The sequence below is a fragment of the Pseudoalteromonas sp. SR41-8 genome, assembly GCF_014163915.1.
In the GTDB taxonomy this organism is placed as follows: domain Bacteria; phylum Pseudomonadota; class Gammaproteobacteria; order Enterobacterales; family Alteromonadaceae; genus Pseudoalteromonas; species Pseudoalteromonas rhizosphaerae.
This window is the reverse complement of sequence record NZ_JACJEE010000005.1, coordinates 21532-47715: the sequence shown is the minus strand read 5'-3', so window position 1 is coordinate 47715 and position 26184 is coordinate 21532. Positions and strand designations below refer to the sequence as shown.

Sequence of the window (26184 nt, the reverse complement as noted above, 5' to 3'; positions counted from 1 at the left end):
AATATTGGAAGTAGGAGCTGGCTTTAGCCACGAAGGGTTTAATACCAGTGATAAGTTCACCAGCGTAGGCGCTAAGCTTGCTGGCGCGCGAGGTTTGGTTGGCTAAAGTGCAACGATAAAACCAATGGGGGCGTTTAAATTGTAGGTCGTCCTTTAGGGCGAAAAAGTGAATATCACCACCGAGAGCACAGAGGCGCTTCGCTACACAGAGGTTAAATATTGGAAGTAGGAGCTGGCTTTAGCCACGAAGGGTTTAACACCAGTGATAAGTTCACCACCGTAGGCGCTAAGCTTGCTGGCGCGTGTAACTGTTGGTCATTGCTTGCTAACTTGTCGCTTTCAAACTCGCTAACTGTTTAAAGAAACCTTATTTAAGGTTTTGTCGCGCTGGCTTGGTGAGCCAAATCGGTGTTGCTGCTGGACTCTCTGTAGCAGGCTTTAGCGCGAATATTTTCCACCAGAGCATCACGCTTAATCTTTCAATGCGTAATTGATGTGAACGTATTACTCACAATTACTTATTTTCAGGGCATGATGACGGGGGAAGGGTGTTAAACGTGAGATTGGAATGACCCTGCGCATTTTATGGTTTTTATCTATATTTTTATTCAAAAAATTAAGATATGCTGAATTTTATTTAATTTATTTTTCAAGAGGTTGATATGGAGGTTAGTGAGGAAGATAATAAGCAAACAGATGGATATACACCTTTTTTCCTTAGTGCAACAGACGAAGCTAAAATTGATCTTGATGTATCGGATGTTTTTGACCAAGTAATTGCATCTGATAAAGCATACAATATAGCGATAACTGGGCCATATTCATCAGGTAAATCTAGCTTTGTAAGCTCATATAAAAAGAATAATACTGAGTTTTCTAATTCATCAATTGATGTTTCATTAGCTTCTTTTCAAGTTGATGAAATGGAGGTTCAGGATGGAACTTCAACTAAGTTAGAGGCATTTGAGTTTAGTGATATTGAAAAAAGCATTGTCCAACAAATTATTTATAAAGTGCCTTCTTCGACAATTCCAAAATCTCGCTTTAGTAAATTAGCTAATTCAAAAGATACTACCAAATGGAGGAATTATATATTTGCTTCGCTTTGGCTTCTTTCCATTTTCTATATTTTTAATCCAAAAAGTTATATTTTCATCGATCCTGTTAGACCAATGCTTGGGAAATATTTAGAGTTTTTTAACATTGGTTTATCTTTATTTATGCTTGTAGGTTGCCTGCTTGGTATTGCATTTATATTTAAATATTTAAAGAACAACCTTCCACTTTCTAAAATAAGTTATTTAAACCCGACTAGTGCAGAAGTAAGTTTTTTTTCTGAATCGGACTCTGTATTAAATAGGACCCTTGATGAACTGGTGTATTTCTTTTCTAGTTCACAATACAATAAAGTGATCTTTGAGGATTTAGAAAGGTTAAATAAGCCTGAGATTTTTACAAAGCTACGTGAAATAAACATCATCTTAAATAATAGCTTTGCAGTTAGAGAAAAGCATAAAGAAGGGGTTAAGTTTATTTATGTGACAAAGGATGATTGCTTTTCAGCCACTGAAAGAACTAAGTTTTTTGACTTTATTTTACCCATAATCCCGATTATTCATTCAAATAACTCATATGAGAAAATTCGTGAATTAATTTCTACAATTAAAAATGAAAAACTATCTCGAAGGTTTTTAAGGGATGTTACGGTTTTTATTACTGATATGCGGGTTTTACAAAATATAGTTAACGAATTCTACTTTTATCGAAAACTAGTTAATCATGATCAAAGTTTATCTGACGATAACTTATTCTCGCTAGTTTTATGCAAAAACATGTTCCCCGATGAATTTGAGCTTCTTCAACAAAATAGTGGGAATATATTTTCTGCTTTTAATACATCAAAAATAAAAAAAGAGGTAGTTGAAAGTAAAAAAGCAATTATTCGTGAGTGCGAAGAAAAAATTGAAAAAATTCAAAATGCGATAAAATTTACTGAAGATGAGTATGAAGTGCTCATAAGGTGGAAGCTTCAAATAATTACAACTCAATACCCCGGACTGCGTGGCTGGAGATTTGGTCAAGACACTATTAGTAATAGCGATTATGATTCTGTTTTAGCCAGTTTACGAGAAGGTATTGAATTAAAATTGTCTGACTATGGCATACTAGTATCATTAGCTGCAAATAATGAATATTTAGAGATCCAAAGTTACTTAGAAAAACTAAATATGCTTGATGAGCCAAATGAAAAAGTTGAGCAGCTTAATAGTAAAATAAATGAAGCTTCAATATTAATAAGTAAGGTTGAGAGTGCTTCACTCAAAGAAATGTGCTTTCTTTTTGAAGATAAAAAAGAATCCCTTATAGGCTTTAAGTCTGATCACATTATTCATTACCTGTTGCGTGAAGGATATATTTATGAAGACTATCAAAAGTATATTTCAATATTCTATGAAGGCGAATTAACTCGAAACGACTTCACTTTCAGAAATAATATTGTATATGGAAAGAAACCGAATTTTGAATACCAATTAAGTCGCCCAGCAGACATTGTTAAATTACTAGATGATAGTAGCTTCTCTCAAACAGCTGTGCTTAACTTTAATCTTTTTGAGTATTTGATCTCTGAAAATCACCAGTTGTTAAACCAAGTCCCCGTTATATTAGATATCAACTCTAAGCTTCTGATTGAGTTTATTGATCAGTTAGAAAATATTAGGTTTATTGAGATATCACCAGTGCTCGAAATTTTAGTACGTAGTAGATCTAACTTTCTTGAGTTAAGTAAAAGCTATACAGATAAGTTTGGAGAGTGGTGTTTTAAATTATGTAAGAGTAAAGACTTCTCTAGTGTAAATTTTAGTCATTATGTTTATTTGACGAAGTATTTAAATGAAAACACTAAAACTGTTGTTGAGATAGCAAGCGAATCAAAGGAGCTGAGAGAGGTAATTCTGGAAAATATAATTTTACTAGATCCTTTGTTAGAGTTAGTCGAATTTGATCATGACAATGATGAGCAATGTGAAGTATACACAACTCTATTCAAAGCTAGGTGTATAAGAATAAGCCCAATTAGTTTGCATAGTTATTTCAAATCTATTCACAGAAGTGAATCGTTTTCTTTAGCTGCCATTCTTAGCTCTGGGGATGCTTTGTTAACCGAAATAATTGATGATACTGATATGCTTCAACATTTAGTTAAAGAGTATTGGATAGAGAGTATCAAGAAAGGTATTGAAGACGAGAGTTCTATTGTTTTCATGTTAAAGTCTGAAATTGACATGGAAGTTAAAAAGCAAGTAATAAGTTGCATATCTACTCCACTACCGAACATAGGCAAAGCGAAGTTTGACTACTTAACTCATTTAGAATTATCAAAGCAAGATAAGGTCAAGGTTTCTGTTGAAAATTTAGTCACTATATTTGCTCGCATTTATCATGATAATGAGCTCTTTGAAATATTTAATAAAGAAGCTGACAGGGTTATTTCGGTTAATTTTGAAGTTTTAACCAAAGAAATTAGGGAATTGGATGATGACAGACTTCTTTCAAGTTTCGCTAGTATTGTTCTGTTCAATGTTATAAAACAAGATACATTCCAGTCATTAGTACATCCTCTGAGTAAGCATATAGATGGTTATGATTTAGATAACTTAACTGATCAGAAGTATGAGTACTTAATTAAAGAAGGTTTAGTAATTTACTCTGATAAACTTAAAAGTGAATTTGAGGAAGATAGGCCTGAACTTCTCCCATTGCTAATTTCGTGCAATAAAGATAAGTTTCTAGAAACTTATCAGTTTTACGATCTTAAAGATGAAACGCTTTGCGCAATTGCTAAATTAGAGATTCTTAGTAATGCTGAAATATTGACCATTTTTGAAGGGTTAAATGAAAGTAGCTTCTTTTCTTCTGATGAATTAGCTTCTTGCTTTGCTGATTTGCTAATACTTCAACCATCTAATGAAGTATCTGAAAAGTTGTTTGAATATTTAGTAGAGCATGTAGAACCTAAATCAGATAAAGGTCAGTCCTTAATTCGTTCAATGCATGATAAGTTCGATTCCATTAATCTTATAGAACATATGACTTTTGATTGTATTCCTTTTTTCTCACTCCAAGACAGGATAAGTATTTTTGAACGTGGTGAAGTGAGCGAGAAAAACAAGATATCAGTAATTGCTAGTTTAAGCGATGAAGAATTTAAAAGCCCTTTAATAAATACTATTTATTTAAGCTCTTTAGCTTGCCAAATGAAGTTTGATGGAGTTAAAGAAGTTAACATAATTAAGTTAGCTTCAGAACTAGATACTGATTATGATTTAATAAAGTTTTTATCCTATCAAATCGATCTATTATCTAAGGATGGAGTAAAAGATATCTGTGGTTTTTCTAAAGAGCAGATTGCAAAAATTAATACAGCTAAAACTCACTTTGAATTACCAAATACTGAAGAGTATGATCTTTTTTCTTCATTGATGTCAGATAAAAAGTTGATCAAAAGAAAGCAAGTCACAAAAACAGATAAAATTAGAATTTATTTAAAAAATTCTTAAATAATTAAAGACTTGGTGGTAGTTTATCAGATAGATTTACCACCAAATTGAACGCTTCTACCCCCTACACATCTTTACCCCATCCCCTGCATGTTTAAGCGCTATGATCTGGCCTTGGCTGTTGTGGGCCATGGCGAGCATGTCGCCTTTCATTATATTGCTCTCTATGGCGTGTTTGGTTTTTAAGTTATTCAATAGCGAGTCTTTTATTTGAATGAGTACTTCGCTGTGGCAGCTGGCGATGTACCAGTCGTTGTCTACTTTAACTAATTGCCCGTATTCAATATAGCGCTGTTGGTGTAGGCGCAGGTCGGCGGCGAGTTTATCGTCGAGTTGTTGTTTTTGGCTGGTGATCTCACTTGAATAACTGCCCGCATTATCTACTTGGTGTACTTCTATAAAGTGGTAACTGCTTTGCTGTACGGCAAAGGTGTTGTTAAGTGTGTGTTGTTGTTCTGTGGTGTTAAACATGGTAAAGCCCAGTACTACTAAAGCGCAGGCGAGGCCGGTCATTTGCAGGGGTAATAAAAATCGAGTCGGCTTTTTATTAGCTTTTTGATTCGGCATTTGCGTAAACAATGCCTGTTGCTCTGGCGTCAGTGTGTGGCGTTTTTTACGCTCACTAAAATGCTGGTTAAGTTGCTGCTCAAACTGTTCGTTATGCTTGTTCATGATGGGCTCCTAATAATGTTTTTAAGTTTTGTTTTGCATAACGTAGCCGCGTTTTTACGGTTTCATGATTGCTTTGGGTGATCTGTTGTATGTCTTCAAGCGAAAAGCCTTCTTGCTGTAAGCTGAGCGCTTCGCGTTGTACAAAGCTTAGTTGCATTAAAGCGTGGTTAAAGGCTTCGTAATCAAAGCTTTGCTGAGTATTAGGTGCTGCAATTGCAGTATCGTCTTCTAATTCTACAAAACGCTGTTGTTTGCGAAACTCATCGATTAACGCATTACGGGCAAGGCGGAACAACCAGGCTTTTGGGTTGTCTTGCGGTTGATAATAATGGCGTTTTTCCATCACTTTTAACCATGTTTGTTGGCTTATATCAAAGGCGAGTTGCTCATTACTTTGCGTGACTAAGTAATGATACAAATCGTTGCCAAACAAGGTAACGAGTTTAGTTAAGTGGCGATTGTCGCCACTTTTTGCGTAGTCAGCCAAGTAGTCGTTACTGGGCTGACTGATAAACCATGACTTTAAGCTTGTAAGCATAGGCAACCTTATCCATTAATGAGCTTTTATTGCGTTTGGTCTAACTTAAAATCAAGTTGTACGCTTTGCCCCGTTTGCATTTGTGCTACGCCATCAATCACTTTTGGGCGGTATTTCCAGCGTTTTATTGCCCGTAGTGCTTCACGGTCGAAAATGCGTTTTGGTTCTGCGTTTGTTACTTGTGCATCTATTACTTCACCGGTTTGAGATACATTAAAGCTTAATTGTACCCAGCCTTCAATGCCTTCTCGTGCGGCAATGGGCGGGTATTTAGGATTTATACGTACTATGGGGGTCGCATCACCGGTTGGTCGCTGTAAGTTAGCTTTTATATCGCCACCTATTTTATCAATACTTATATCTGGCGTTATTGCGGTTGTTACTATATTAGTATCAGTACTTGGCGGTGTACGCGGCGGCACTTTAGGCGGCGTTTGCATTTTAGGTGGCGGCGGCAAGGTTTGCTTGTGCTGCACTTTAGAATCTTCTGGTGCTTGGAATATTTCTACAATGATGCTGTCATCAATAAAGCTTGGCGCGCGTTGCTCGCCACTAATTAAGTACTGCATAAATGCAAATGCCGCAAAGGTCATGGCTGCACCACCAACAATGGCCGTTGATGTTTTTAAAGCATGATTAGTGTGTGGTAAAGCTACTGTTTGCATAAGCAAATCCTCGATAAGTTAAGTGGTATTCATCACTAAAACGTGCGCTAGATTAAAAAGGGGTGAAATATTTTTAAAAAGTTTCGTGTTTGCTTATGGGCATTGGTTACAATGGCGGCTGTGAATTTTGGTTTTTATTTTATTAGGCAGTTATGCAACTTATTCAAATTGATAAAGCTCGTTATCGTAAGCATTTAAACCGCGTTATTATCGGCTGCGGCTTGGCGTTGGCTATTGGCAGTTTAGCAATCTCACAACTACTAATCGCGTTATTCCCTGATGAAAGTGGCAGTCATTTTCATTGGAATTTAATAGGTGTAGTTATTACTAGCCTAACAATTGGCTGGGCGCTGAATAAATACCGCACGCATGATTATATGACCGAAGTGGTGTATGTGTGGGATCTCAAACAAGCATTGAATAAAATCACCCGTAAAATGGCAAAATTAAAAGCGGCGGGGCGAGAGGGGAATCCTCAAGCATTGTTAGCAATTCATTATAGTTATGCGGGCTCGCGGTTATTATGGCAACTAGACGATAACACTATCACCATGGATGAATTAGCTATTAAGCAAGCTGAGCTTGATAATGTGGCGGCTAAGTTTAATGTGACGTTAAACGTTGATGATTATGATGATGTTATTTTAAAGCAATTTTAGTTGCTTTTTTGTTTCTAGAATGTGTAAAGTAGCATTCGCTTTATAATAAAAAACTTAAAAGGAACTTCAATGACATTAAACAAGCTTTGCCTAGGTGCTTTGCTAACGATTTGTACTTTTTCATCTAATGCAAACGATGTTAATTTTTCAATCGGTGGCGGCTACCCTTACTTTGTTATACCAGAGGTATCATTATCAGCAGCACAAGGTACACAGCGCTGGTATGCTAACTATAAAATAGGCTTAGATGATGGTTTTTCTGTCGGGTTTGAACATGCGCTAACGAGCGATAAAAAGCATGCTTTAGGCTTAGTTGTTGGCGCCATTGGTGCACAAGATGATGGTCGTGAGTGTCCGGATGCTGATGATAAAGACATTGGTGAGACATTTGGTAATATTTTTGGCTGTGCGCTATCAGGTATGTTTGATACAGAAACGACCAACGGTGTAGGCGTGAGTTATAGTTACCTTTTTAGTGGTTTAAATGAAGGCGGTTGGCGCGTTCGTTTTGAATTAGGCTACGGTGAAGGCAGCAACAGTAATGAAAAACGCGCTGATGGTGGCGTGAGTATTAGTTACGAATTTTAATAATTGCATTAGCTTATATAGGCTTTAGTGATAAATTAAAGCCTACCTCTACCTTGTAATACATAGTGAGTCATCTGATGTAACTGGTTATTTAATTCCTCTTACTAGCACCGCAAATTCCAACCCTACTTGGTAAATACTACCTGAAAATAGACAACCCACTTGATGGTCGAGCCAGACTTATACCTCTATGCAGCTGTGATTAGTTAGCTGTAAAATCACATTTCATTCAGTTAAATGTAAACGCAGTGGGTGGTGTTTACGTATCACGATGATTAATACGTAATGATGTTAGATAGGAATCATATGAATAAAATTAACCACAGAAAACTATTAAACAGTAAATGGACGGCAGTTTCCCCCGTCAATAAAGAAAAGCATTTTATGATTACGGAAATGGAGTTTGACGAAGAGGGCGTTGTTATCAGCTGTGTTATTGAAGCGGTGATGTCAAAGCGTTCGATGGAAATAAATTGGCATGATTTAAAAGATCAACAGCGCTGGTTACAAGGTTGGAAGTAACCTAGGTATGCAGGTTTTAATTTTATTGGTATCTTATGAATGCATGTTGATGCTAGTGGATGAAATTTAATCATGAAAAAAATACTGATCGTTTGTTTAGGTAATATTTGCCGCTCACCGACTGCGGAGGCGGTGTTAAAGGCTAAAGCATTACAACGTGGATCACAGTTTGAAATTGACTCAGCGGGTACCGCAGGCTACCACATTGGAAATCCTCCCGATAAACGCTCTCAAGCGGCGGCACTTAAACGTGGCTATAGCTTTGAGGGGATACGTTCACGACAAGTCAACGCTCATGACTTTGAGTACTTTGATTTGATCCTCGCTGCAGATAAAGCCAATTTAGCTGATCTAACTGCACTTTGTCCGGCGCATTTGCAGTATAAGCTGTCGTTATTTTTAGCTTATGGAACCTGTGTTGATGAGATCCCCGACCCTTATTATGGTGGCGAAAATGGTTTTGAACAGGTACTTGATTTAATCGAGGATGCCAGTGACAAAATACTCGATACCTTACAAAAATAGCCCAGTCATGCTGGGCTTAAAACGTGTTTATAAACAGTATTACAAACACTGATGTTATTAGTAATTACGTGTATTTATCTGCCAATTTTAAAGTCTAGCTGCACTTGAGCTTTTGCAACCACTGCTTTTCCATCTTCAAACTTAGGGGCATAACGCCACTTTTCCATTGCTTTAATGGCTTCTTGTTCAAATGCTTCACCACCTTCAGATTTAATGATGGTGATATTTTTTACAAAGCCAGCGGTGTTAACGTCAAATTCCATTTGCACTGAACCATCTTGCCTAAACCTTGCTTTACTATCTGGGTAGTTAGGTTCTTGACGATAAAGTGGGGTTTGTTGCTGGTTTTCTTGCCACGGCACCATTTTAGCTATAGCTAAACAATGTTTGGTCGCTTCGTCACTTTTACCTGTTTTTTCATAAAGGTGAACTAATTTAGAGTGAGCACTAAGCTCTGTTTCATGATCGAAGCTAAGCGCATCATCAAATACACTTACAACTCGATTTAAACGCTCAATCGCTTTAGAATATTGTCTTTTACCTTCTGCAAAAGCGGCAACTAAAAAGTCAGCTTTGATCCGCTCTACTGAGTTCTCAGGTAAGTTTTGGCTGTAAAACTCGTCTGCCTCAAGTAGGTAGCGTTTGGCTTGGTTGTATTTTTTCCCTTGAAAGCCATACGCTAATCCTTGTGCAGCAGCCAGTTTCATATCTGCTACTAATTTTGGGACTTTTTGGACTGCAGCGATTTCAATAACTTGTTTGTATAGGGCGTCGGCTCTATTTACCGAATCAGTATTGGTTGCCATACCAAGCAATGCATCGATGAGTTCAATGCTACTTGCTGGATGATTAGCCGCTAAAATAGTGTAAGCCTGCTCAAACAAGGTAAAACGTTTTTGTTTGTTTTCTGCAGGGTATTGATGAAGCTCATTAGCATAGTTTATGGCTAAATTTGCAGTGTTATCTGATTTATCTCCATAGATTTGCTTACCTAGCAAATAGGCTTGTTCAGCTTTATCTTCTGCGCCTTTGCCTTGTTGCTGTGAATCAAGGTATTGCTGGTACACTATTTTAAATTGACTATGTATAGATTCATCGGCGTGACTATAACCAGAATAGGTGATGGTAAGACAAAGTAGTAGAGAGGAGGCTTTCATAATGTTCCTTATTATTATGTTTAATTAAATTATACCAAATAGGTACAACTATGTCATTGATTTAGAGTATCGGGTAAGAATTTTGTTTTTGGTGGGGTGGAATTGTCGATTTAGCGCAGGGCAATGCTTGAATTGCGAGTAACTGCCTCAATATAGTTATTACTCATTGCGGTGTTGTATTATTTTCAATGCAGTTTATTTTTGTGATATTATCACGTTTGCATTATCGCATTACTTTTTAATTTTGGATTTGTCGTGGCGCAAGTAAGAGCTAGAGTCCAGCTAAATGTTGGCAAAAACAGTGATATACCCGCAGAAATCGTGTCATTTAGCGATTTAAAAGATGGCCAAGAGCATGTTGCTTTGGTGTTTAATCGTGCTGATAGCGAGCAGTCTGTGCCGCTTATTCGTATGCATTCTGAATGTTTAACCGGTGATGTATTTCATTCATCACGGTGTGATTGTGGTGAACAACTCAACGAATGTATTGAAATGATGCATCAACAAGGTGGTATTTTACTTTATTTACGCCAAGAAGGGCGTGGTATTGGTTTATACAATAAAATTGACGCCTATGTATTGCAATCACAAGGTATGAATACCTATGAGGCAAATAATCATTTGGGCTTTGCTGATGACTTACGTGACTTTTCTGACGCGGTATTAATGTTAGAAGCGATGGGGTTGGCTCATGTAAAGCTGATGACCAATAATCCTAAAAAGCTTAATGCCTTGAAAGATGCTGGTATTGAAGTTGAATCAGTGGTTGGCACGCATGCACACATTAAAGCTGGTTTAGCGGGCAATAAAGCATACCTAGAGACGAAAATTAAGCATGGTGCGCATATGTTAGATATAAAGAAGATTAAAAAACCGTAATTTTAAGCTGTCGTCTATGTAATCCCATCCAACGCCGAGTTATACTCGGCGTGTTTTGTTGTTAATTTAAGAGCAAGTATGTCAATTGAATTACGAGTATTTAAGGCCGATGCAGGGCTGAAATGGTTTAAAGCAGGCTGGCTTATTTTTAAAGCTCAGCCTTTTACCTTTATTTTTATGCACTTATTTATAGGTATTATTGGTTTACTATCGCTATTTTTACCTTTCTTACAAATTATAGCAGCCATCGCCACGCCGTTTTTAACTGCGGGGTTTTATCAAGCGGTGATCACCAAACAGCAAGGCGGCAAAATTATGTTGGCCGATATCCTAAAACCGTTTACCGCCAAGGGTAATCGCATGGGGCTGCTACGTTTAGCGCTCTATCAAATGGCGGCCGGTGTATTGATGGCTTTGCTAGCTGGGGGTTTATTTTCCGAAGCGATTGCGATTATGAGTAATCCGAATGTCGATCCTAACATTGCCTTGCAGCAAGTAATTGATAGCATCTCGATGGCAAATGTTGCGCTGTTTTTAATTGCGTTATCGGTGTATTTAACGGCTTTTTCTTATGCGGTGCCGTTGGTTTATTTTAATCAACAAAAACGTATTTTTGAGGTGCTAAAAAGTTCATTTATGGTGTTTTACCACAACATGGCACCATTGAGTGTATATGGGGCAATTATTGCAGGCTTGATGATGCTTTCAATGTTTTTATCATTCTTGCCGCTGTTGGTTTTAATGCCAATTTGCTACATTAGCTTTTTTGTTTCTTATCAAGCTATTTTTATGCCGATCGTACCGCCTGCAGAGGCAGAGCCTGTTGCGCCGCAGCATAATGATCAAAGCGGTCGTTTTGACGCATAATGGCTGAAGAAATGGATGAAGCATTACAAAAGAAGTTAAAAAATTATGTACTTTGGTTACTCGGGCGCCAAGAATATTCGCGTCGAGAGTTAACCCAAAAATTACAGCAAAAAGAGGCGACGCCTGAATTTATCGAAGCTTTATTAGATTGGTGTGAAGAGCACAATTTTATAAATGAGCAGCGTTATGTTGAAGGTTTTGTACGTCGCCACATTGCTAAAAAACATGGCTTAAAACGTATTCAAAGCGAAGCCATGGGCAAAAGGATTGACCGAGCACTGTTAGAAAGTGTGATTGAATCATTCGAAATTGATTGGTTTGGGTTAGCGCAGGATGCGTATTTAAAGAAGTATTCAAATTCACAGGACGACTTCGATCACAAAGAAAAAGCTAAGCGCGTGCGCTACTTAATGTATCGAGGGTTCAGTTACGAACAAATAGATTTTGCAATGCAAGCACAGTAAAAATGGGTGAGACGTTCACATGCAGCACATGACTACCGCACAGATCAGGCAACAGTTTTTAGATTTTTTTGCCTCTAAACAACACCAAATTGTTCCATCAAGCTCGCTTATTCCGGGTAACGATGCGACGTTATTATTTAATAACGCCGGCATGGTGCAATTTAAAGATGTATTTTTAGGCGCCGAAAGCCGCCCTTATAACCGCGCAACTAGCTCACAACGTTGTGTGCGTGCCGGTGGTAAGCATAACGATTTAGAAAATGTAGGCTACACAGCACGCCACCATACATTTTTCGAAATGTTAGGTAACTTCAGCTTTGGTGATTACTTTAAGCAAGACGCGATTAAGTTTGCGTGGGAGTTTTTGACTGACGTTGTAAAACTGCCGAAAGAAAAACTGCTCGTTACTATCTACCATGATGATGAAGAAGCATTTGGTTATTGGGCTAACGAAATTGGTTTGCCTGAAGATCGCATTATTCGTATTGCTACTTCAGATAACTTCTGGTCAATGGGTGATACTGGCCCGTGTGGTCCATGTTCTGAAATTTTTTATGATCATGGCGAAGAAATTTGGGGCGGACCTCCTGGCTCACCTGAAGAAGATGGCGACCGTTTCATTGAAATTTGGAATCTGGTATTTATGCAGTATAACCGTCAAAGTGACGGTACGATGGAGCCGCTTCCTAAGCAGTCTGTTGATACAGGTATGGGTCTTGAGCGCATTGCTGCAATTTTACAAGGCGTGCATTCAAACTACGAAATCGATTTATTCCAAGGCTTAATTAAAGCTGCTGCAGAAGTTACCAATGCACAAGATATGGATGATAAATCACTGCGCGTAGTGGCGGATCATATTCGTTCATGTGCGTTTTTAGTTTCTGATGGGGTTATGCCATCAAACGAAGGCCGTGGTTATGTACTGCGTCGTATCATTCGTCGTGCAGTTCGCCATGGTAACAAGCTTGGCGCACAAGGTTCGTTCTTCTATAAGTTAGTTGCTGCGCTAATCGAACAAATGGGTCAAGCGTATCCAGAGCTTGCAAAACAGCAAGAAATCATCGAAAAAGTACTGCGCATTGAAGAAGAGCAGTTTGGCAAAACTCTTGAGCGTGGTTTAGCTATTTTAGAAGAAAGCCTGACTGATTTAACTGGCGATGTGATCCCAGGTGAATTGGTATTCAAATTATATGACACCTATGGTTTCCCTGCCGATTTAACCGCAGATGTAGCGCGTGAGCGCTTTATGACGATTGATGAGCAAGGCTTCCAAGAGTGCATGGCTGTACAGCGTAAAACTGCACAACAAGCTGGTAAATTTGGTGCTGACTATAACCAGCAATTAAAGTCTGACAAACACACTGACTTTAAAGGCTATGACGCAACGCACTATAGTGGCACTGTGATTGAAATGTTCGCGCAAGGTGAAGCTGTATCAGTACTTGAAGATGGCCAACAAGGCATTGTGGTACTAGATCGCACACCATTTTACGCTGAATCTGGTGGCCAAGTTGGCGACACCGGCACATTAACGGTAGCTGGCGGTGAGTTTACAGTAACTAATACTACTAAACTTGGTAATGCATTCGCGCATCACGGAACAGTGATGGGCCGTATTGGTGTGAATGATAAAGTTGACGCTAACATTGATGATAAGCGCCGTGATCGTGTTAAAAAGAATCATACAGCGACGCATATTTTACACGAAGCACTACGTCAGTTATTGGGCGATCATGTGTCGCAAAAAGGTTCACTCGTAGACCCTGAACGTTTACGTTTTGACTTCTCGCATTTTGAAGCAGTCACGAAAGCTGAACTACGTGAAATTGAGCGAGTTGTGAATGACGAGATCCGTCGTAACTTTGCACTAAATACTGAGCTGATGGCAATCGATGCCGCCAAAGAAAAAGGCGCAATGGCGTTATTTGGTGAGAAGTACGATGATGAAGTTCGCGTAGTGACTATTGGTGATTATTCTATAGAACTGTGTGGCGGTACTCACGTAAATCGTGCTGGTGATATCGGTTTATTCAAAATAGTTTCTGAGAGCGGTATTGCTGCCGGTGTGCGTCGTATTGAAGCGGTAACGGGTGCTGATGCAATTGCTTATGTAAGTGAGCAAGAGCAACACCTAAACGACGTAGCGGCTCTTGTTAAAGGCGACAGCGCATCAGTACTTGAAAAAGTAACAGCCTTGCTTGAAAAGTCAAAAGGGCTTGAAAAACAAATAGCACAGCTAAGCGACAAGCTAGCCAGTGCTGCGGGTGCATCATTAATTGATTCAATTGTTGAAATTAACGGTGTTAAATTACTTGTGGCAAACGTTGAAGGCACTGAATCAAAAGCCTTACGCGGCATGGTTGATGACCTTAAAAACAAGATTGGCTCAGGTGTTATTGCACTTGGTGTTGCTGATGGCGACAAAGTAAGCTTAATTGCTGGTGTGACTAAAGACTTAACTGGCAAAGTGAAAGCCGGTGAGCTGGTAAATCACATGGCATCACAAGTTGGTGGTAAAGGCGGCGGTCGTCCTGATATGGCGCAAGCTGGTGGCTCTGAGCCGCAAAACTTAACTGCAGCACTTGATAGCGTAACCGCTTGGTTAACTGAGCGTACTTAATAGCTCAGTACGTAAAGTTGATTTAACACTTTAGGAGGCTCAATTGAGTCTCCTAAAGTGTTTATTCTAAATCTGCTTTAACAACTAAGTCACGTCCTAAATTTATGGCTAAAACGGCATACCCTACTAAATACACACTACCGCATTTTTTATTGCCACTGGATTTACCTTAATTACGAAAAAACTCTGAACCATCTCCATAAATTCTTTACAGCGATGATAAAACTAATTTTTATTGAAACTTTTTCTCGATAACTGCATCCAAATAGTTAAGATTAATCATAACTTTGAAAAAATAGGCTATGCTTATATCGACTACCGTTATAGTGCACAGAAAAGATTTTAGTAACTACTTGAAGTATTAGATGACAGCCACCATTATATTAACAGTAAAGAGATTTCTGTTGGTTGCTCAGTTGCTAAAGTCGCCATTGAGGCAGTGAGTATGAAATCATATCCTAGTGTAGTAAGTTTGTTTTTATACATTAACGTAAACACGTATCAAGATCTGATATTAAAATATTAGTTTGAATAGATGAAACATACTTAGAATTGGCAATAGGCGCATTATAAAGAGTTTTTTTAACAGAAAATGAATCGATTTAGAGTTTTTACTTACTATTAAGGCTTATTTTCTTTAATATACAGACGCGGAATCTTTTAATTTATTGGAATACGGGAGCAAGAGAATGCTAATACTAACTCGTCGAGTAGGTGAAACCCTAATGATTGGTGACGAAGTAACTGTCACTGTACTAGGTGTTAAAGGAAATCAAGTACGTATTGGTGTTAATGCACCTAAAGACGTTTCGGTACACCGTGAAGAAATTTACATGCGTATTCAAGCTGAAAAGTCTAACCCGAATCCGGGCAATGCTTAATCAATTTAATTGATATGAAAGAGCCACTATTTAGTGGCTCTTTTTTTTATGTATTCAATAATCTCATCACTCAGTACGCTGTTTGAAACGTACTGCATGCCGCGACGACTTTTTAAAATAATACCGCGAACAGTAAAAATTACTTCATCGATATCTTGCCATGCTAGCTGATAGCTTTTATGTGGGTTTTCGCTTTTAAAACCGCTTTCATCAATAGTTAAAGTTGCCTCAGAGCCTGATGCTCGACTAAGCATCTGCCGCGTTACCCACCAAGGCCTGCGATAATAAAAAGCAACACATTCAAGTACTGCGGCCATGATCAAGAAATTTCCTAAATAGTGTTTTTCTAACCAATAAATAGCTGTAAGTCCTAAACTAACCAATAAGACTAAAAAAACATATTTCGGCTTTGCTTGTGCGCTGTAAGGCAGAGACTCATCAAAACATTCGTAAAAGTAGGGTTTATCTAATGTATAAGTGGTACTAAATGACATGATTTACAAATTTAGAATTACTGTGCGGTTATTTTAGCAAGCTTAGTCGCAAAAAGCCGTTCTTTTAAATGTTCATTTGTTTGTTACTATGAGGGCTTAAGATCTATATGCGTGACAGGGGATGGTGATGTTTAGTTTAATTGGTTTGACTTGGGCGCTGTCCAGTAATGCGTTTTTGGTGATGGGGGATATGCCATATACTCCAATTGATGAAATGAATTTAGCGCCAACAGGGGCTTTGGGTAAAAAAATAAAAACGACTGAGCATGCTTTTTTGATCCATGTTGGCGATATGAAATCCGGTTCTGAGCCTTGTAAAAATGAGTTGCTTGAGAAGAATAAACAGTTACTTACCTCTTTAACTACGCAGCCATTTATTTACACCCCCGGTGACAATGAATGGGCTGATTGCGACCGAAAAAATTTAATTCCTCGTTATGATGAATTAGAGCGCCTGGTATATTTAAAAACCTTGATGTTTGATGATAAATACCTTGAAAAAGCCAATACCTTAGTTGATTTTCAGCAACAGCCTAGCATGCACGAAAATGCGCGTTGGCGCCTTGCTGATGTAGAGTTTATCACGCTGCATATTGCAGGCACCCACAATGGCCGTCGAGAGGTGTTAAAAAGTGATAAACAACTTGCTTATCAACAAGCTGACACAAGAGACGCCCACAACCTTAACTGGTTAGCGCAAGCAAATCCAGCAGCCAAAGGTTATGTGATTGCTTTTCAGGCAGATATTTACACCCATCGAACAGCACAACCGGCATGCAGTAAAACTCAGCCAGAACAGTGTGATGGTTTTAAAGTGTATCGCGATGCTTTGGCGGAATTTGCAAACACAGTAAAAAAGCCGGTATTAGTGATCCACGGTGATACAGGCCCTTATTGTCAGCAACCATTATCCGAAAATTTAACGCGGCTCAATGTACCCGGTGATTTTATGTTTAGTGACATTGCCAAAGTGAGTTTGGTGCAACAAGATACAGATGTAACTTGGCAGATCAACAGTTTAAAAAGTGGTAAACCACTCAAGCGGATCTGCCGTTAATTTTCGGCTAAGCCGGCATCTGTCATCAAGTTTTCAAGTTCGTCTTGCAGCTCAAAAAGCTCTGGCTCAATATAACTTAAATCACAATCGCCTTTTAACGCGGTTTCCAGTGCTTCAGCAAGTGTTTTTAGCTTGGGTACACCAGTGTAGCAGCAAGCACCATGAAATTTATGAATAATACTTAGCACATGTTCGCAATCTTGGCTGGCGGTCGCTTCTTCAAGTAATCGCAGAGTTTCTGGCACACTGAGTAACAACATATTAAGCATTTCAAGCGCCAGTTCGTTTTTACCGCCGGCACGTTGCAGTGCTAATGGCCAATCTAGTGATGAGCTAACAAAAGGAGGCTCACTAGCAATCAGGTCATTACGGCTTTTGTCACGGCGCAGCGGTGATTGCGGGCTATGATCACTAATAATCTGTTTCAACATATCTTCATCAATAGGTTTAGTTAAATAGCCTTTAAAACCATCGGTAATAAGTTGCTCTTTTTCGCCCGCTAAGGCATGCGCTGTGACAGCAATAATAGGAGTATCTTCGTTTAAGGATGATTCTAGGATCAGTTTACAGGCGGTAATACCGTCCATAATTGGCATTTGAATATCCATAAAAATAATGTCGTATTTATGGCTTTTGCTCAAACTATAGGCTTGTGAGCCATTATGAGCGGTATCAATAGTTTCAATTTGCTCTTCTAGTAAAGTACAAATTAACTTTAAATTGGCATCATTATCATCAACGACTAATACTTTTAGTGGTAATAATTTCTCGTCATTTTCTTCAATATTATGCACGGGATGATCGAGTCGATAAGGTGCTGCAAGCACTTCACAGAGCTTGCGATGGTTGAGCGGTTTACTTAAACACGCATCTGCACCACAGCCAATATAAGCTTCGCGCATATTGTGCGATACCGAATTAAGCATTAAATACAGATAGTCAGTCGATTCACGGACTGCTTTGATATAGCTTTTTAAGCGTTGCATTTCGTCAACTGCGGCAACATGGCCGATAATACAAATATCGTAATTAAACTCTTTATTTAACTCTTGTAAAAAAGTTTCTTGATCAAAGCACGCTGTGACCTTTGTTTGCCACTCGGTGAGTAAAGATAGCACTGCATGATGGGTATGTTCATGGGGTTCTAGGTATAAAATACGTTTATTTGCGAGAGATTTACTTGGCAAGTCGCTATTATAAATATGGCTTGGTAGTCTAAATACGCCATTAAAAGTAAAGCAGGTACCATTACCCGGCGCTGAGTTTAAAGTAATACGGCCACCCATGGTTTCAACTATGTGCTTGGTAATAATTAAGCCAAGGCCTGTGCCACCAAATTTACGGGTAATGCTTGAATCAGCTTGGCCAAAAGGAGTGAACAAAGCATCTTGTTTATCCATTGGAATGCCAACGCCAGTATCGGTTACTGACACTAACACTGAGGTACGTTCTTCATCAAGTAAACGATGGCCAACATCAATTTTAATTGAGCCTTTTTCAGTAAACTTAATTGCATTACTAATCAAGTTGATCAGGACTTGCTTAAACCTGGTTGGATCACCTGTTATGTTGTCAGGCACTAGTGAGTTGATATAAATCGATAGCTCTAATTGTTTTTCATGCGCACTAGGTGCCAGTAGTGTAAGTACTTCGTTTATTGTGTCTCGTAGTTGAAATTGAATGGACTCAAGTTCCATAGCGCCTGCTTCAAGCTTTGAAAAATCTAAAATATCGCTGATGATAGTCATTAAACTATTGGCTGATAGTTCGATGGTATCGAGGTAATCTTTTTGGTGTTTATTAAGTGGTGTTTTATGTAATTGACGAGTAAAGCCAATGACACCATTGAGTGGTGTGCGTAATTCGTGACTCATTTTCGCTAAAAAGTCCGATTTTACGCGGTTGGCGTCTTGGGCATCGGTTTTAGCAATACTGAGCTGAATATTCTGTGTTTCGTATAATTCTAACGACTCGCGCAAGTCACTGGTTGCCTGATCGATGTGCTTCTGCATTTCATCTTTTTGCATCACCATAGTATCAGAAATGGTGTTTAGCCCTTGGCGTAATAACTCAAACTCGCCCATCATCGGAGCGGTTAGGCCGGTTTCTCTTTTCCCTTCGATTAATTTGTCAGTAGCCAGTACTAACTTATTTAATGGGGTCATAAACATATGGCTAAGCCTGATGGCTAAAATAGCCGCTAACACTAAGGCTAAAATAATCACGATACCGCTGACTAATAATGCTTGTTGCTGACCAATAATCGCTTGGTCTTTGTTGAGCTGAATCACCACAGTGCCAAGAGATGTTTGAAACGCTGCATTATTCCATTGAGCGTCTGGCGTTGAGTGATTGATGATCGGCGTAAAAAATGTAATTAGGTGATCGCTGGGCAGTACCTTGGTGTTTTTTCCTGCTTGCAAGTATTCATTGTGCAGTAGATCATCAAAGTCACGGTGATAGTTACTGGTTAATACCAGTTCATTATGCTCGTCAAAAATTGCGATGGTTTTAATTGCTGGAGAGTGTTTATTATGCGCATGGCTGATCAAACGGTTTAGTAGCTGTTTATTTTTTGCTAATAATGGCTGCTCAATGGCAATCGACAGTGGCTCTGAGATAGTCGCACCTTGCTGATATAAAATTTCATCAAGCTCAATGTAACGATTTATTGTAAAATAGCCGCCAAGTAGTAATCCGATAATCACTGTGGGAATAAGTGTTAGCGTTAAAACTGAGTCGCGCAAACCAAGTTTAGTCATAAGTGAACGTTGTTATCATTATTAGTTAGTTAAAGAGTATATACTTATAAGCTAGTAATCAATCACCCTCGTAGAATCAATATTTAAGGTGTTGCCCGATGGCGCAGTTTTTCCAAGCAAAAAAGAAAACCCTTTCTGGGCAGTCGTTAACTTTAGCCATTTCAGGAATGGATCATCAAGGTCGGGGGATTGCCAAGCATAATAATAAAGTGTGCTTTGTTAGCGGTGCACTGACAGGTGAAACGGTTAAGGCCAAACTAACCGAAGATAAAGCTCGTTATAGCGCGGCTAAAACGATAAAAGTTGAGCAGGCCAGTGAAGCACGGGTTAAACCGTTTTGCGAACATTATCAACAATGTGGTGGTTGCCAATTACAGCATTTGCGACTTGATCAACAATTAGTTGAAAAGCAAGTGGCGGTGAGCCAGCTGTTTTCAAAGTTTGCCAAGCTTGATGCAATGAACTGGCAAGCCCCGTTATTGAGCGAGCCGACGCACTACCGTCGCAGTGCGCGGTTAGCGGTGATGTTTGATAAAACCGCAAAAAAAATGCGGGTTGGTTATCGCGCGCAAGGTTCTAAACAAATTGTCAGTGTGCAGCAGTGTGCAGTACTGAGTGACGATTTTGCCGCAATTTTTACTGTTTTTGATCAGTTATTAAACCAATATGGCGAACTTCGCAGTGTTAGCCATATACAATTATGCCAAGCAGATGAGCAAAATTTTGTGGTGATCCGCCACACTAAAAGCATCAGTGATAAGCTAAAAGCAACTGTTGAGCAGCAGGGGCTTGACCATCAGTGGCAAATAATATGGCAAGGAGATACTCAGCAAATTAATCACAGCCATTTACCTATGCCGTTTTATAGCTTACCTGAACTTGGACTAAAATTTACGTTTGGGCTGGAAAACTTTATTCAAGTCAATGCGCAGGTAAATCAAGCTATGCTTTCTCAAGCGGTTGACTGGCTGAATTTAAAAGGGGACGAACAGGTACTAGACCTATTTTGTGGGATTGGTAACTTCGCTTTAGCGCTGGCAAACAACGCAAAAAGTGTAATTGGTGTTGAAGGAGTGGCTTCTGCGGTTGCAATGGCGGCGCAAAATGCGCAAACTAACCATATAGCCAATGCTCATTTTCATTGTTTTGATTTAACACAAACAATGCAGCAAGCTCCGTGGTTTAGTAAAGAGTTGAATGTATTAGTACTGGACCCTTCACGTACCGGTGCCTTAGCTATTTTAGAGCAACTGCCTCTGAAGCAATTTAAAACGATTTTATATGTATCTTGCGACCCTGTTACTTTAGCCCGTGACAGCGCAATTATTACGCAAGCTGCATTTTCACTTGAAAAAATAGGGCTAATGAATATGTTTCCACACACGGGGCATATCGAAACGATGGCGTTATTTCAACGGAGGTAGAGCGCATTATGGTAGCTACTCGGCAATCACACCAACACGACAAACCGGGTGATTTTAGCACACGACTTGGTTTACTTAACTTAACGCAAGAAAAGCGCGAACTATTAAGTAAAGCGAATACCCTTTGCGCTGAACTGCATAATCATCAGCAACAAAATATTGCCATGGAAATGGTCGAAATTTTGGTGGAAATGAATCTCGATGCAGACACCCTCGCTACCGCATATATTACGCCGAGTTTTTTGGCTAATCTAATCGACATCGATACAGTAAGCGATGTGATGGGGAGCCATGTGGCAACTCTGCTAACGGGTGTTGCACAAATGGCTACTATTAGCACTTTGGCTCATCAAGGTACTGGCACCGTTCAAGTTGATAATATACGCCGTATGTTATTGGCGATGGTTGAAGATGTGCGCGCTGTGGTTATTAAACTTGCTGAGCAGGTATGTCATTTACGAGAGGTTAAAAACGCCAACGAAGAAGAGCGGGTGATTGCTGCAAAAGAAACCGCTGATATCTTTGCGCCACTTGCTAACCGGTTAGGGATTGGGCAATTAAAGTGGGAGCTGGAAGATCTATCGTTTCGCTATTTGCACCCTGATGTGTATAAAAATATTGCCAAGCAATTGGATGATAAGCGCCTAGGTCGCGAAGCTTATATGGTAGATATGGTTGAGCAAGTTAAAACTAAACTGGCTCAAGCAGGTATTAAAGGCGAGGTATATGGTCGGCCAAAACATATCTACAGTATTTACAAAAAAATGGCGCAAAAGAATTACGAGTTTGACCAGTTATTTGATATTCGCGCCATGCGTATTGTGGTGGATGAATTGCAAGATTGTTACGGTGCGCTGGGGATCGTACACACCAATTGGCGCCATCTAAATAAAGAATTTGATGATTATATTGCCACCCCTAAACAAAATGGTTATCAATCTATTCATACCGTAGTATTTGGCCCAGAAGGCAAAACGGTTGAAATCCAAATTCGTACCCACGCGATGCACCAAGATGCTGAGCTCGGAGTCGCTGCGCACTGGATGTATAAAGAAGGGGCGTTACCTGGGCGTGGTTCTGGGTATGAGCAAAAAATTAGCTGGTTGCGTAAATTATTGCAATGGCAAGAAGAAGTGGTTGATGGCAGCGATTTAGCCGAAGAGCTAAAAAATCAAGTGGTCGAAGATCGGGTGTATATTTTCACCCCTCGTGGCGATATTTTTGATTTACCGCTGGGCGCAACACCACTGGATTTTGCTTATTATATTCACTCAAATGTCGGTCATCGTTGTATTGGTGCAAAAGTATTTGGCAAAATTGTGCCTTTTACCCATCAATTACACACTGGCGATCAGGTTGAAATTTTAACCCAAAAACAACCTAATCCTAGCCGCGATTGGTTAAATCCATCACTGGGATATATTAAATCATCCCGCGCGAGAGCGAAAATACACCACTGGTTTAAACAACTCGATCGCGATAAAAATCTCAGTGCTGGTAAAGAAATTCTAGATAACGAATTGCAAAAGCTCGATTTGACCTACAAAAACTTAGAGCCGGCTATTATTCGCTATAACTTTAAAGAGTTAGATGACTTAATGGTTGCGATTGGCGCCGGCGATGTGCGTTTAAATCAGTTGCTGAATTTTATCACGGATCGCTCTGATGACGAGCCCGTCATCCGCTTTAAGAACCCGACTAAAATCAGCGGTGATAAAAATGGTATCGTGGTTGATGGGGTTGGTAGTTTAATGAGCCATGTGGCTAAATGTTGCCGCCCAGTTCCTGGTGAGTCAATAATCGGTTATATCACGCAAGGGCGTGGCATAGGTGTGCATAGGACTGATTGTGATTCTTTTAATAATCTAAGAACACAACATCCTGAGCGTGTTATTGCGGTTAGTTGGTCAGACGAAATTAACGGCTCTTATGCTCTGTGTATTAAAATTGAAGCAAGTGACAGAGCTGGGCTTATACGTGATATTAGTTCGGTACTGGCCAATGAAAAAGTTAATGTGCTGAATATGAATATGGAAACCGTAGACGACCGCCAATTAGCGTTGTTTACCATGCAAGTGGAAGTACATGATTTATCAAGTATCAATCGATTACTATCAAAATTAGATCAAATCGAAGGCGTGCATGAAGCAAAACGTAGTCATTAGGAATGTAAATGAACCAGACAACTAATACCTCGACGAATACCTTAACTGAGTTATTAGCCATTATGGCTAAATTACGTGATCCAGCAACAGGCTGCCCGTGGGATTTAAAGCAAGACTTTACATCCATCGTACCGCATACCTTAGAAGAAGCATACGAGGTAGCCGATTGCATTGAAAAAGGTGATTTCGGTGAGCTTAAAAATGAACTGGGTGATTTACTCTTTCAAGTGATTTTTTATGCGCAATTGGCACAAGAGCAAGGGTTATTTGATTTTAATGATGTAATGGCTGGGCTAAATAATAAGTTAGTGCGTCGCCATCCACATGTATTTGCCGATCAGCAAGGGCTGACTGAACAACAACTCAGTGAGCAGTGGCAAACTATAAAAGCACAGGAGCGGGCAGCAAAAGCTGAACCGCAGAGCAACACATTATGGCAAGATATACCTGCAAATCTGCCTAGTTTGAGTAAAGCCAAAAAAATTCAGCAGCGGGTTGCAGGATTAGGCTTTGATTGGCCTAGTTATCATGGTGCATTAGATAAAGTGGCTGAAGAAGTTGATGAAGTAAAAGAAGCGTTAGCCGTTGATCCATTTTCAGCACACAGCGCAGAAGAAATCGGCGATTTATTGTTTGCTACAGTTAATGTAGCACGGCATATTAAACGTGACCCAGAGCAATTATTACGTAGTGCCAACGATAAGTTTTCAGCGCGATTTGAAAAAGTACAAGCCTATTTATGTGAGCGTGGGCAATCGCTTGATACAGCAACCCTTGCTGAAATGGATGCCGCATGGGATGCGATAAAAAAGCAGCAGTAAATAATACGAAACGCTGAGTGCGTTTTTTGTGCAGAGAATTACTAACTTTCGCTGGATTGATGGCAGTGCCTTTGCTATAATTTCGCCCCGTCTTGATTCTATATTTTTCCTTTTAATTCCTGATATTCTAGGGTTCGCATGAGTACAAAATTTATCTTCGTTACCGGCGGGGTTGTTTCCTCGTTGGGTAAAGGTATTGCAGCAGCATCGTTGGCAGCTATTTTAGAGGCCCGTGGTTTAAATGTTACCATTTTAAAGCTGGATCCTTATATCAACGTTGACCCAGGCACAATGAGCCCAATTCAACATGGTGAAGTATTTGTCACCGAAGACGGCGCTGAAACCGATCTTGATTTAGGTCACTATGAACGTTTCATCCGTACCAAAATGACAAGCCGTAACAACTTCACACAAGGTCGTGTATATGAAGATGTGCTGCGTCGTGAGCGTCGTGGTGAGTACCTTGGTGCAACAATTCAGGTTATTCCACATATTACCAACGATATTAAGCAACGTGTTTATGACGGTGCTGAAGGCCATGATGTGGCACTCGTTGAAATTGGTGGAACGGTTGGTGATATTGAGTCACAACCATTCTTAGAAGCAATTCGTCAGCTTGGCACAGAGATTGGCCGTGAGCGCGCATTGTTTATTCACTTAACGTTAGTGCCATTCTTAGGCCCTGCGGGTGAAGTGAAAACCAAACCAACACAGCATTCTGTTAAAGAGTTACGCTCGATTGGTATTCAACCAGATATTCTTATCTGTCGTTCAGATCGTAAATTACCAAATAACGAACGTGCAAAGATTGCTCTTTTCACTAACGTTGAAGAAAAAGCGGTTATTTCATTACCAGATGTAGACAGCATTTATAAAATTCCTGCGCTATTAAAATCGCAAGAGCTTGATAACTTTGTATGTCGTCGCTTCCATCTTGATTGCCCTGAAGCTGATTTAGTTGAGTGGGAACAAGTGTTATACCAAGAGTCAAACCCAACGGGTGAAGTGACTATCGGTATGGTTGGTAAATACATTGAACTACCTGATGCCTATAAATCTGTAAACGAAGCACTTAAACATGCAGGTCTTAAAAATCGTTTAACAGTAAACATTCAATATGTTGATTCACAAGATGTTGAAAGTAAAGGTACTGAGTTACTAGCTAACCTTGATGCTATTTTAGTTCCTGGTGGTTTTGGTGGTCGCGGTGTTGAAGGTAAAATTTTAGCGGCAAAATATGCCCGTGAAAATAAAGTACCTTACCTTGGTATCTGTTTAGGTATGCAAGTTGCGCTAATTGAGTATGCACGTAATGTTGCAGGCTTATTAGATGCAAACTCAACCGAGTTTAATGCTAACTCGTCAAGCCCTGTGGTTGGTTTGATCACTGAATGGTTAGATGCGGAAGGCAACATTGAAACACGTAGCGAAAAATCTGATTTAGGTGGCACTATGCGTTTAGGCGCACAAAAATGTCATTTAACACCAGGCTCAAAAGTACGTGAAGTATATGGTAGTGATGAGATTGTTGAACGTCATCGTCATCGTTACGAAGTAAACAATAATTTTGTTGAACAGCTTGAAAAAGCTGGCTTGAGTTTCACAGGTTTATCGGAAGATAAAAAGCTAGTTGAAATCATCGAGAATAAAGATCACCCGTGGTTTATTGCGGCTCAATTCCACCCGGAATTCACCTCAACACCGCGTGATGGTCATCCGCTATTTGAAGGGTTTGTTGCCGCTGCGCATATTCATCAAAAAGCGTCATCATAATGTGAATAAGCCGTGCACTATGCACGGCTTATTTGTTTTCAAAGCCGACGGCATTAAGGAAAATTAATAAAGTCGGAGTAGACTCACCATTT

Annotated in this window: 22 protein-coding genes; 16 read left to right on the top strand and 6 right to left on the bottom strand. The window is 39.5% G+C overall.

What is annotated here, in order from left to right:
• Positions 1 to 219: 219 nt before the first annotated feature.
• Positions 220 to 360, top strand: coding sequence for a hypothetical protein (locus tag H5162_RS05115; RefSeq protein ID WP_182777855.1), 141 nt, complete (start codon positions 220 to 222; stop codon positions 358 to 360).
• 302 nt (positions 361 to 662) lie between these two features.
• Positions 663 to 4559 (top strand): hypothetical protein, encoded by a 3897-nt coding sequence (locus tag H5162_RS05110; protein ID WP_182777853.1) that lies wholly within the window; start codon positions 663 to 665, stop codon positions 4557 to 4559.
• 57 nt (positions 4560 to 4616) lie between these two features.
• Here H5162_RS05110 and H5162_RS05105 read toward each other — a convergent pair whose 3' ends face one another.
• The 3 genes from H5162_RS05105 to H5162_RS05095 are packed head-to-tail and all read right to left on the bottom strand — an operon-like array spanning position 4617 to position 6434.
• Positions 4617 to 5231: a hypothetical protein gene (locus tag H5162_RS05105; RefSeq protein WP_182777852.1), complete on the bottom strand. Its 615-nt coding sequence runs from the start codon at positions 5229 to 5231 to the stop codon at positions 4617 to 4619.
• Positions 5218 to 5769 carry an RNA polymerase sigma factor gene (locus tag H5162_RS05100; protein WP_145240886.1) on the bottom strand — a complete coding sequence of 184 codons (552 nt, stop codon included), beginning with the start codon at positions 5767 to 5769 and terminating at the stop codon, positions 5218 to 5220. The genes H5162_RS05105 and H5162_RS05100 overlap by 14 nt, the downstream gene beginning before the upstream one ends.
• Before the next feature lie 26 nt (positions 5770 to 5795).
• Positions 5796 to 6434 carry an energy transducer TonB gene (locus tag H5162_RS05095; RefSeq protein WP_182731172.1) on the bottom strand — a complete coding sequence of 213 codons (639 nt, stop codon included), beginning with the start codon at positions 6432 to 6434 and terminating at the stop codon, positions 5796 to 5798.
• Between the two features lie 152 nt (positions 6435 to 6586).
• Here H5162_RS05095 and H5162_RS05090 point away from each other — a divergent pair, with 152 nt between their 5' ends.
• The 4 genes from H5162_RS05090 (at position 6587) to H5162_RS05075 (ending at position 8728) form a co-directional block, all read left to right on the top strand.
• Positions 6587 to 7093: a DUF3087 domain-containing protein gene (locus H5162_RS05090; RefSeq protein ID WP_182718023.1), complete on the top strand. Its 507-nt coding sequence runs from the start codon at positions 6587 to 6589 to the stop codon at positions 7091 to 7093.
• 69 nt (positions 7094 to 7162) lie between these two features.
• Positions 7163 to 7681: a hypothetical protein gene (locus H5162_RS05085; RefSeq protein ID WP_182731174.1), complete on the top strand. Its 519-nt coding sequence runs from the start codon at positions 7163 to 7165 to the stop codon at positions 7679 to 7681.
• A 306-nt stretch (positions 7682 to 7987) separates the two neighbouring features.
• Entirely contained in the window at positions 7988 to 8203 is a 216-nt protein-coding gene (locus tag H5162_RS05080) for a TIGR02450 family Trp-rich protein (RefSeq protein WP_145240894.1), read from the top strand.
• Positions 8204 to 8275: 72 nt separating this feature from the next.
• Positions 8276 to 8728 (top strand): low molecular weight protein-tyrosine-phosphatase, encoded by a 453-nt coding sequence (locus H5162_RS05075; RefSeq protein WP_145240896.1) that lies wholly within the window; start codon positions 8276 to 8278, stop codon positions 8726 to 8728.
• Between the two features lie 74 nt (positions 8729 to 8802).
• Here the strand turns inward: H5162_RS05075 and H5162_RS05070 are convergent, their stop codons facing one another.
• Entirely contained in the window at positions 8803 to 9885 is a 1083-nt protein-coding gene (locus H5162_RS05070; protein WP_182777851.1) for an energy transducer TonB, read from the bottom strand.
• Positions 9886 to 10140: 255 nt separating this feature from the next.
• On the opposite strand from H5162_RS05070, the gene ribA reads away from it, so the two are divergent.
• The 5 genes from ribA to csrA all read left to right on the top strand — a co-directional run bounded on the left by ribA (position 10141) and on the right by csrA (position 15596).
• On the top strand, positions 10141 to 10764 hold the full coding sequence (ribA, locus tag H5162_RS05065) for a GTP cyclohydrolase II (RefSeq protein WP_145240900.1): 624 nt from the start codon (positions 10141 to 10143) through the stop codon (positions 10762 to 10764).
• A 78-nt stretch (positions 10765 to 10842) separates the two neighbouring features.
• Entirely contained in the window at positions 10843 to 11631 is a 789-nt protein-coding gene (locus H5162_RS05060) for a BPSS1780 family membrane protein (RefSeq protein ID WP_182757979.1), read from the top strand.
• 11 nt (positions 11632 to 11642) lie between these two features.
• Positions 11643 to 12095 (top strand): regulatory protein RecX, encoded by a 453-nt coding sequence (locus tag H5162_RS05055; RefSeq protein WP_182718042.1) that lies wholly within the window; start codon positions 11643 to 11645, stop codon positions 12093 to 12095.
• A 19-nt stretch (positions 12096 to 12114) separates the two neighbouring features.
• Positions 12115 to 14715, top strand: a complete 2601-nt coding sequence (gene alaS, locus H5162_RS05050; protein WP_182777850.1) for an alanine--tRNA ligase — start codon at positions 12115 to 12117, stop codon at positions 14713 to 14715.
• A 689-nt stretch (positions 14716 to 15404) separates the two neighbouring features.
• Positions 15405 to 15596 (top strand): carbon storage regulator CsrA, encoded by a 192-nt coding sequence (gene csrA / locus H5162_RS05045; protein WP_004587515.1) that lies wholly within the window; start codon positions 15405 to 15407, stop codon positions 15594 to 15596.
• A 26-nt stretch (positions 15597 to 15622) separates the two neighbouring features.
• On the opposite strand, the gene H5162_RS05040 is transcribed toward csrA, so the two are convergent.
• A complete protein-coding gene (locus H5162_RS05040) occupies positions 15623 to 16090 on the bottom strand; it encodes a YcxB family protein (RefSeq protein WP_145240906.1) in 468 nt (155 codons plus the stop codon).
• 127 nt (positions 16091 to 16217) lie between these two features.
• Between H5162_RS05040 and H5162_RS05035 the strand changes: the two genes are divergently transcribed.
• Positions 16218 to 17147 carry a hypothetical protein gene (locus tag H5162_RS05035; RefSeq protein ID WP_182777849.1) on the top strand — a complete coding sequence of 310 codons (930 nt, stop codon included), beginning with the start codon at positions 16218 to 16220 and terminating at the stop codon, positions 17145 to 17147.
• Here the strand turns inward: H5162_RS05035 and barA are convergent.
• Positions 17144 to 19909, bottom strand: a complete 2766-nt coding sequence (gene barA / locus H5162_RS05030) for a two-component sensor histidine kinase BarA (protein WP_145240910.1) — start codon at positions 19907 to 19909, stop codon at positions 17144 to 17146. The genes H5162_RS05035 and barA overlap by 4 nt on opposite strands.
• Before the next feature lie 98 nt (positions 19910 to 20007).
• Between barA and rlmD the strand changes: the two genes are divergently transcribed.
• The 4 genes from rlmD (at position 20008) to H5162_RS05010 (ending at position 26092) form a co-directional block, all read left to right on the top strand.
• Positions 20008 to 21333 (top strand): 23S rRNA (uracil(1939)-C(5))-methyltransferase RlmD, encoded by a 1326-nt coding sequence (gene rlmD, locus H5162_RS05025; protein WP_145240912.1) that lies wholly within the window; start codon positions 20008 to 20010, stop codon positions 21331 to 21333.
• A gap of 8 nt (positions 21334 to 21341) precedes the next feature.
• Complete coding sequence (gene relA / locus H5162_RS05020; RefSeq protein WP_182777847.1) at positions 21342 to 23498, top strand: GTP diphosphokinase; 2157 nt, start codon at positions 21342 to 21344, stop codon at positions 23496 to 23498.
• 8 nt (positions 23499 to 23506) lie between these two features.
• Entirely contained in the window at positions 23507 to 24319 is an 813-nt protein-coding gene (gene mazG, locus H5162_RS05015) for a nucleoside triphosphate pyrophosphohydrolase (RefSeq protein ID WP_145240915.1), read from the top strand.
• Positions 24320 to 24457: 138 nt separating this feature from the next.
• A complete protein-coding gene (locus H5162_RS05010; protein ID WP_145240916.1) occupies positions 24458 to 26092 on the top strand; it encodes a CTP synthase in 1635 nt (544 codons plus the stop codon).
• Positions 26093 to 26184: the final 92 nt, after the last annotated feature.

Bases quoted from the DNA above. Each gene is read 5' to 3' on its own strand.
- H5162_RS05110 (WP_182777853.1), top strand. From the start codon at position 663: ATGGAGGTTAGTGAGGAAGATAATAAGCAAACAGATGGATATACACCT.
- H5162_RS05105 (WP_182777852.1), bottom strand. From the start codon at position 5,231: ATGAACAAGCATAACGAACAGTTTGAGCAGCAACTTAACCAGCATTTT.
- H5162_RS05100 (WP_145240886.1), bottom strand. From the start codon at position 5,769: ATGCTTACAAGCTTAAAGTCATGGTTTATCAGTCAGCCCAGTAACGAC.
- H5162_RS05095 (WP_182731172.1), bottom strand. From the start codon at position 6,434: ATGCAAACAGTAGCTTTACCACACACTAATCATGCTTTAAAAACATCA.
- H5162_RS05090 (WP_182718023.1), top strand. From the start codon at position 6,587: ATGCAACTTATTCAAATTGATAAAGCTCGTTATCGTAAGCATTTAAAC.
- H5162_RS05085 (WP_182731174.1), top strand. From the start codon at position 7,163: ATGACATTAAACAAGCTTTGCCTAGGTGCTTTGCTAACGATTTGTACT.
- H5162_RS05080 (WP_145240894.1), top strand. From the start codon at position 7,988: ATGAATAAAATTAACCACAGAAAACTATTAAACAGTAAATGGACGGCA.
- H5162_RS05075 (WP_145240896.1), top strand. From the start codon at position 8,276: ATGAAAAAAATACTGATCGTTTGTTTAGGTAATATTTGCCGCTCACCG.
- H5162_RS05070 (WP_182777851.1), bottom strand. From the start codon at position 9,885: ATGAAAGCCTCCTCTCTACTACTTTGTCTTACCATCACCTATTCTGGT.
- H5162_RS05060 (WP_182757979.1), top strand. From the start codon at position 10,843: ATGTCAATTGAATTACGAGTATTTAAGGCCGATGCAGGGCTGAAATGG.
- H5162_RS05055 (WP_182718042.1), top strand. From the start codon at position 11,643: ATGGATGAAGCATTACAAAAGAAGTTAAAAAATTATGTACTTTGGTTA.
- alaS (WP_182777850.1), top strand. From the start codon at position 12,115: ATGCAGCACATGACTACCGCACAGATCAGGCAACAGTTTTTAGATTTT.
- csrA (WP_004587515.1), top strand. From the start codon at position 15,405: ATGCTAATACTAACTCGTCGAGTAGGTGAAACCCTAATGATTGGTGAC.
- H5162_RS05040 (WP_145240906.1), bottom strand. From the start codon at position 16,090: ATGTCATTTAGTACCACTTATACATTAGATAAACCCTACTTTTACGAA.
- H5162_RS05035 (WP_182777849.1), top strand. From the start codon at position 16,218: ATGTTTAGTTTAATTGGTTTGACTTGGGCGCTGTCCAGTAATGCGTTT.
- barA (WP_145240910.1), bottom strand. From the start codon at position 19,909: ATGACTAAACTTGGTTTGCGCGACTCAGTTTTAACGCTAACACTTATT.
- rlmD (WP_145240912.1), top strand. From the start codon at position 20,008: ATGGCGCAGTTTTTCCAAGCAAAAAAGAAAACCCTTTCTGGGCAGTCG.
- relA (WP_182777847.1), top strand. From the start codon at position 21,342: ATGGTAGCTACTCGGCAATCACACCAACACGACAAACCGGGTGATTTT.
- mazG (WP_145240915.1), top strand. From the start codon at position 23,507: ATGAACCAGACAACTAATACCTCGACGAATACCTTAACTGAGTTATTA.
- H5162_RS05010 (WP_145240916.1), top strand. From the start codon at position 24,458: ATGAGTACAAAATTTATCTTCGTTACCGGCGGGGTTGTTTCCTCGTTG.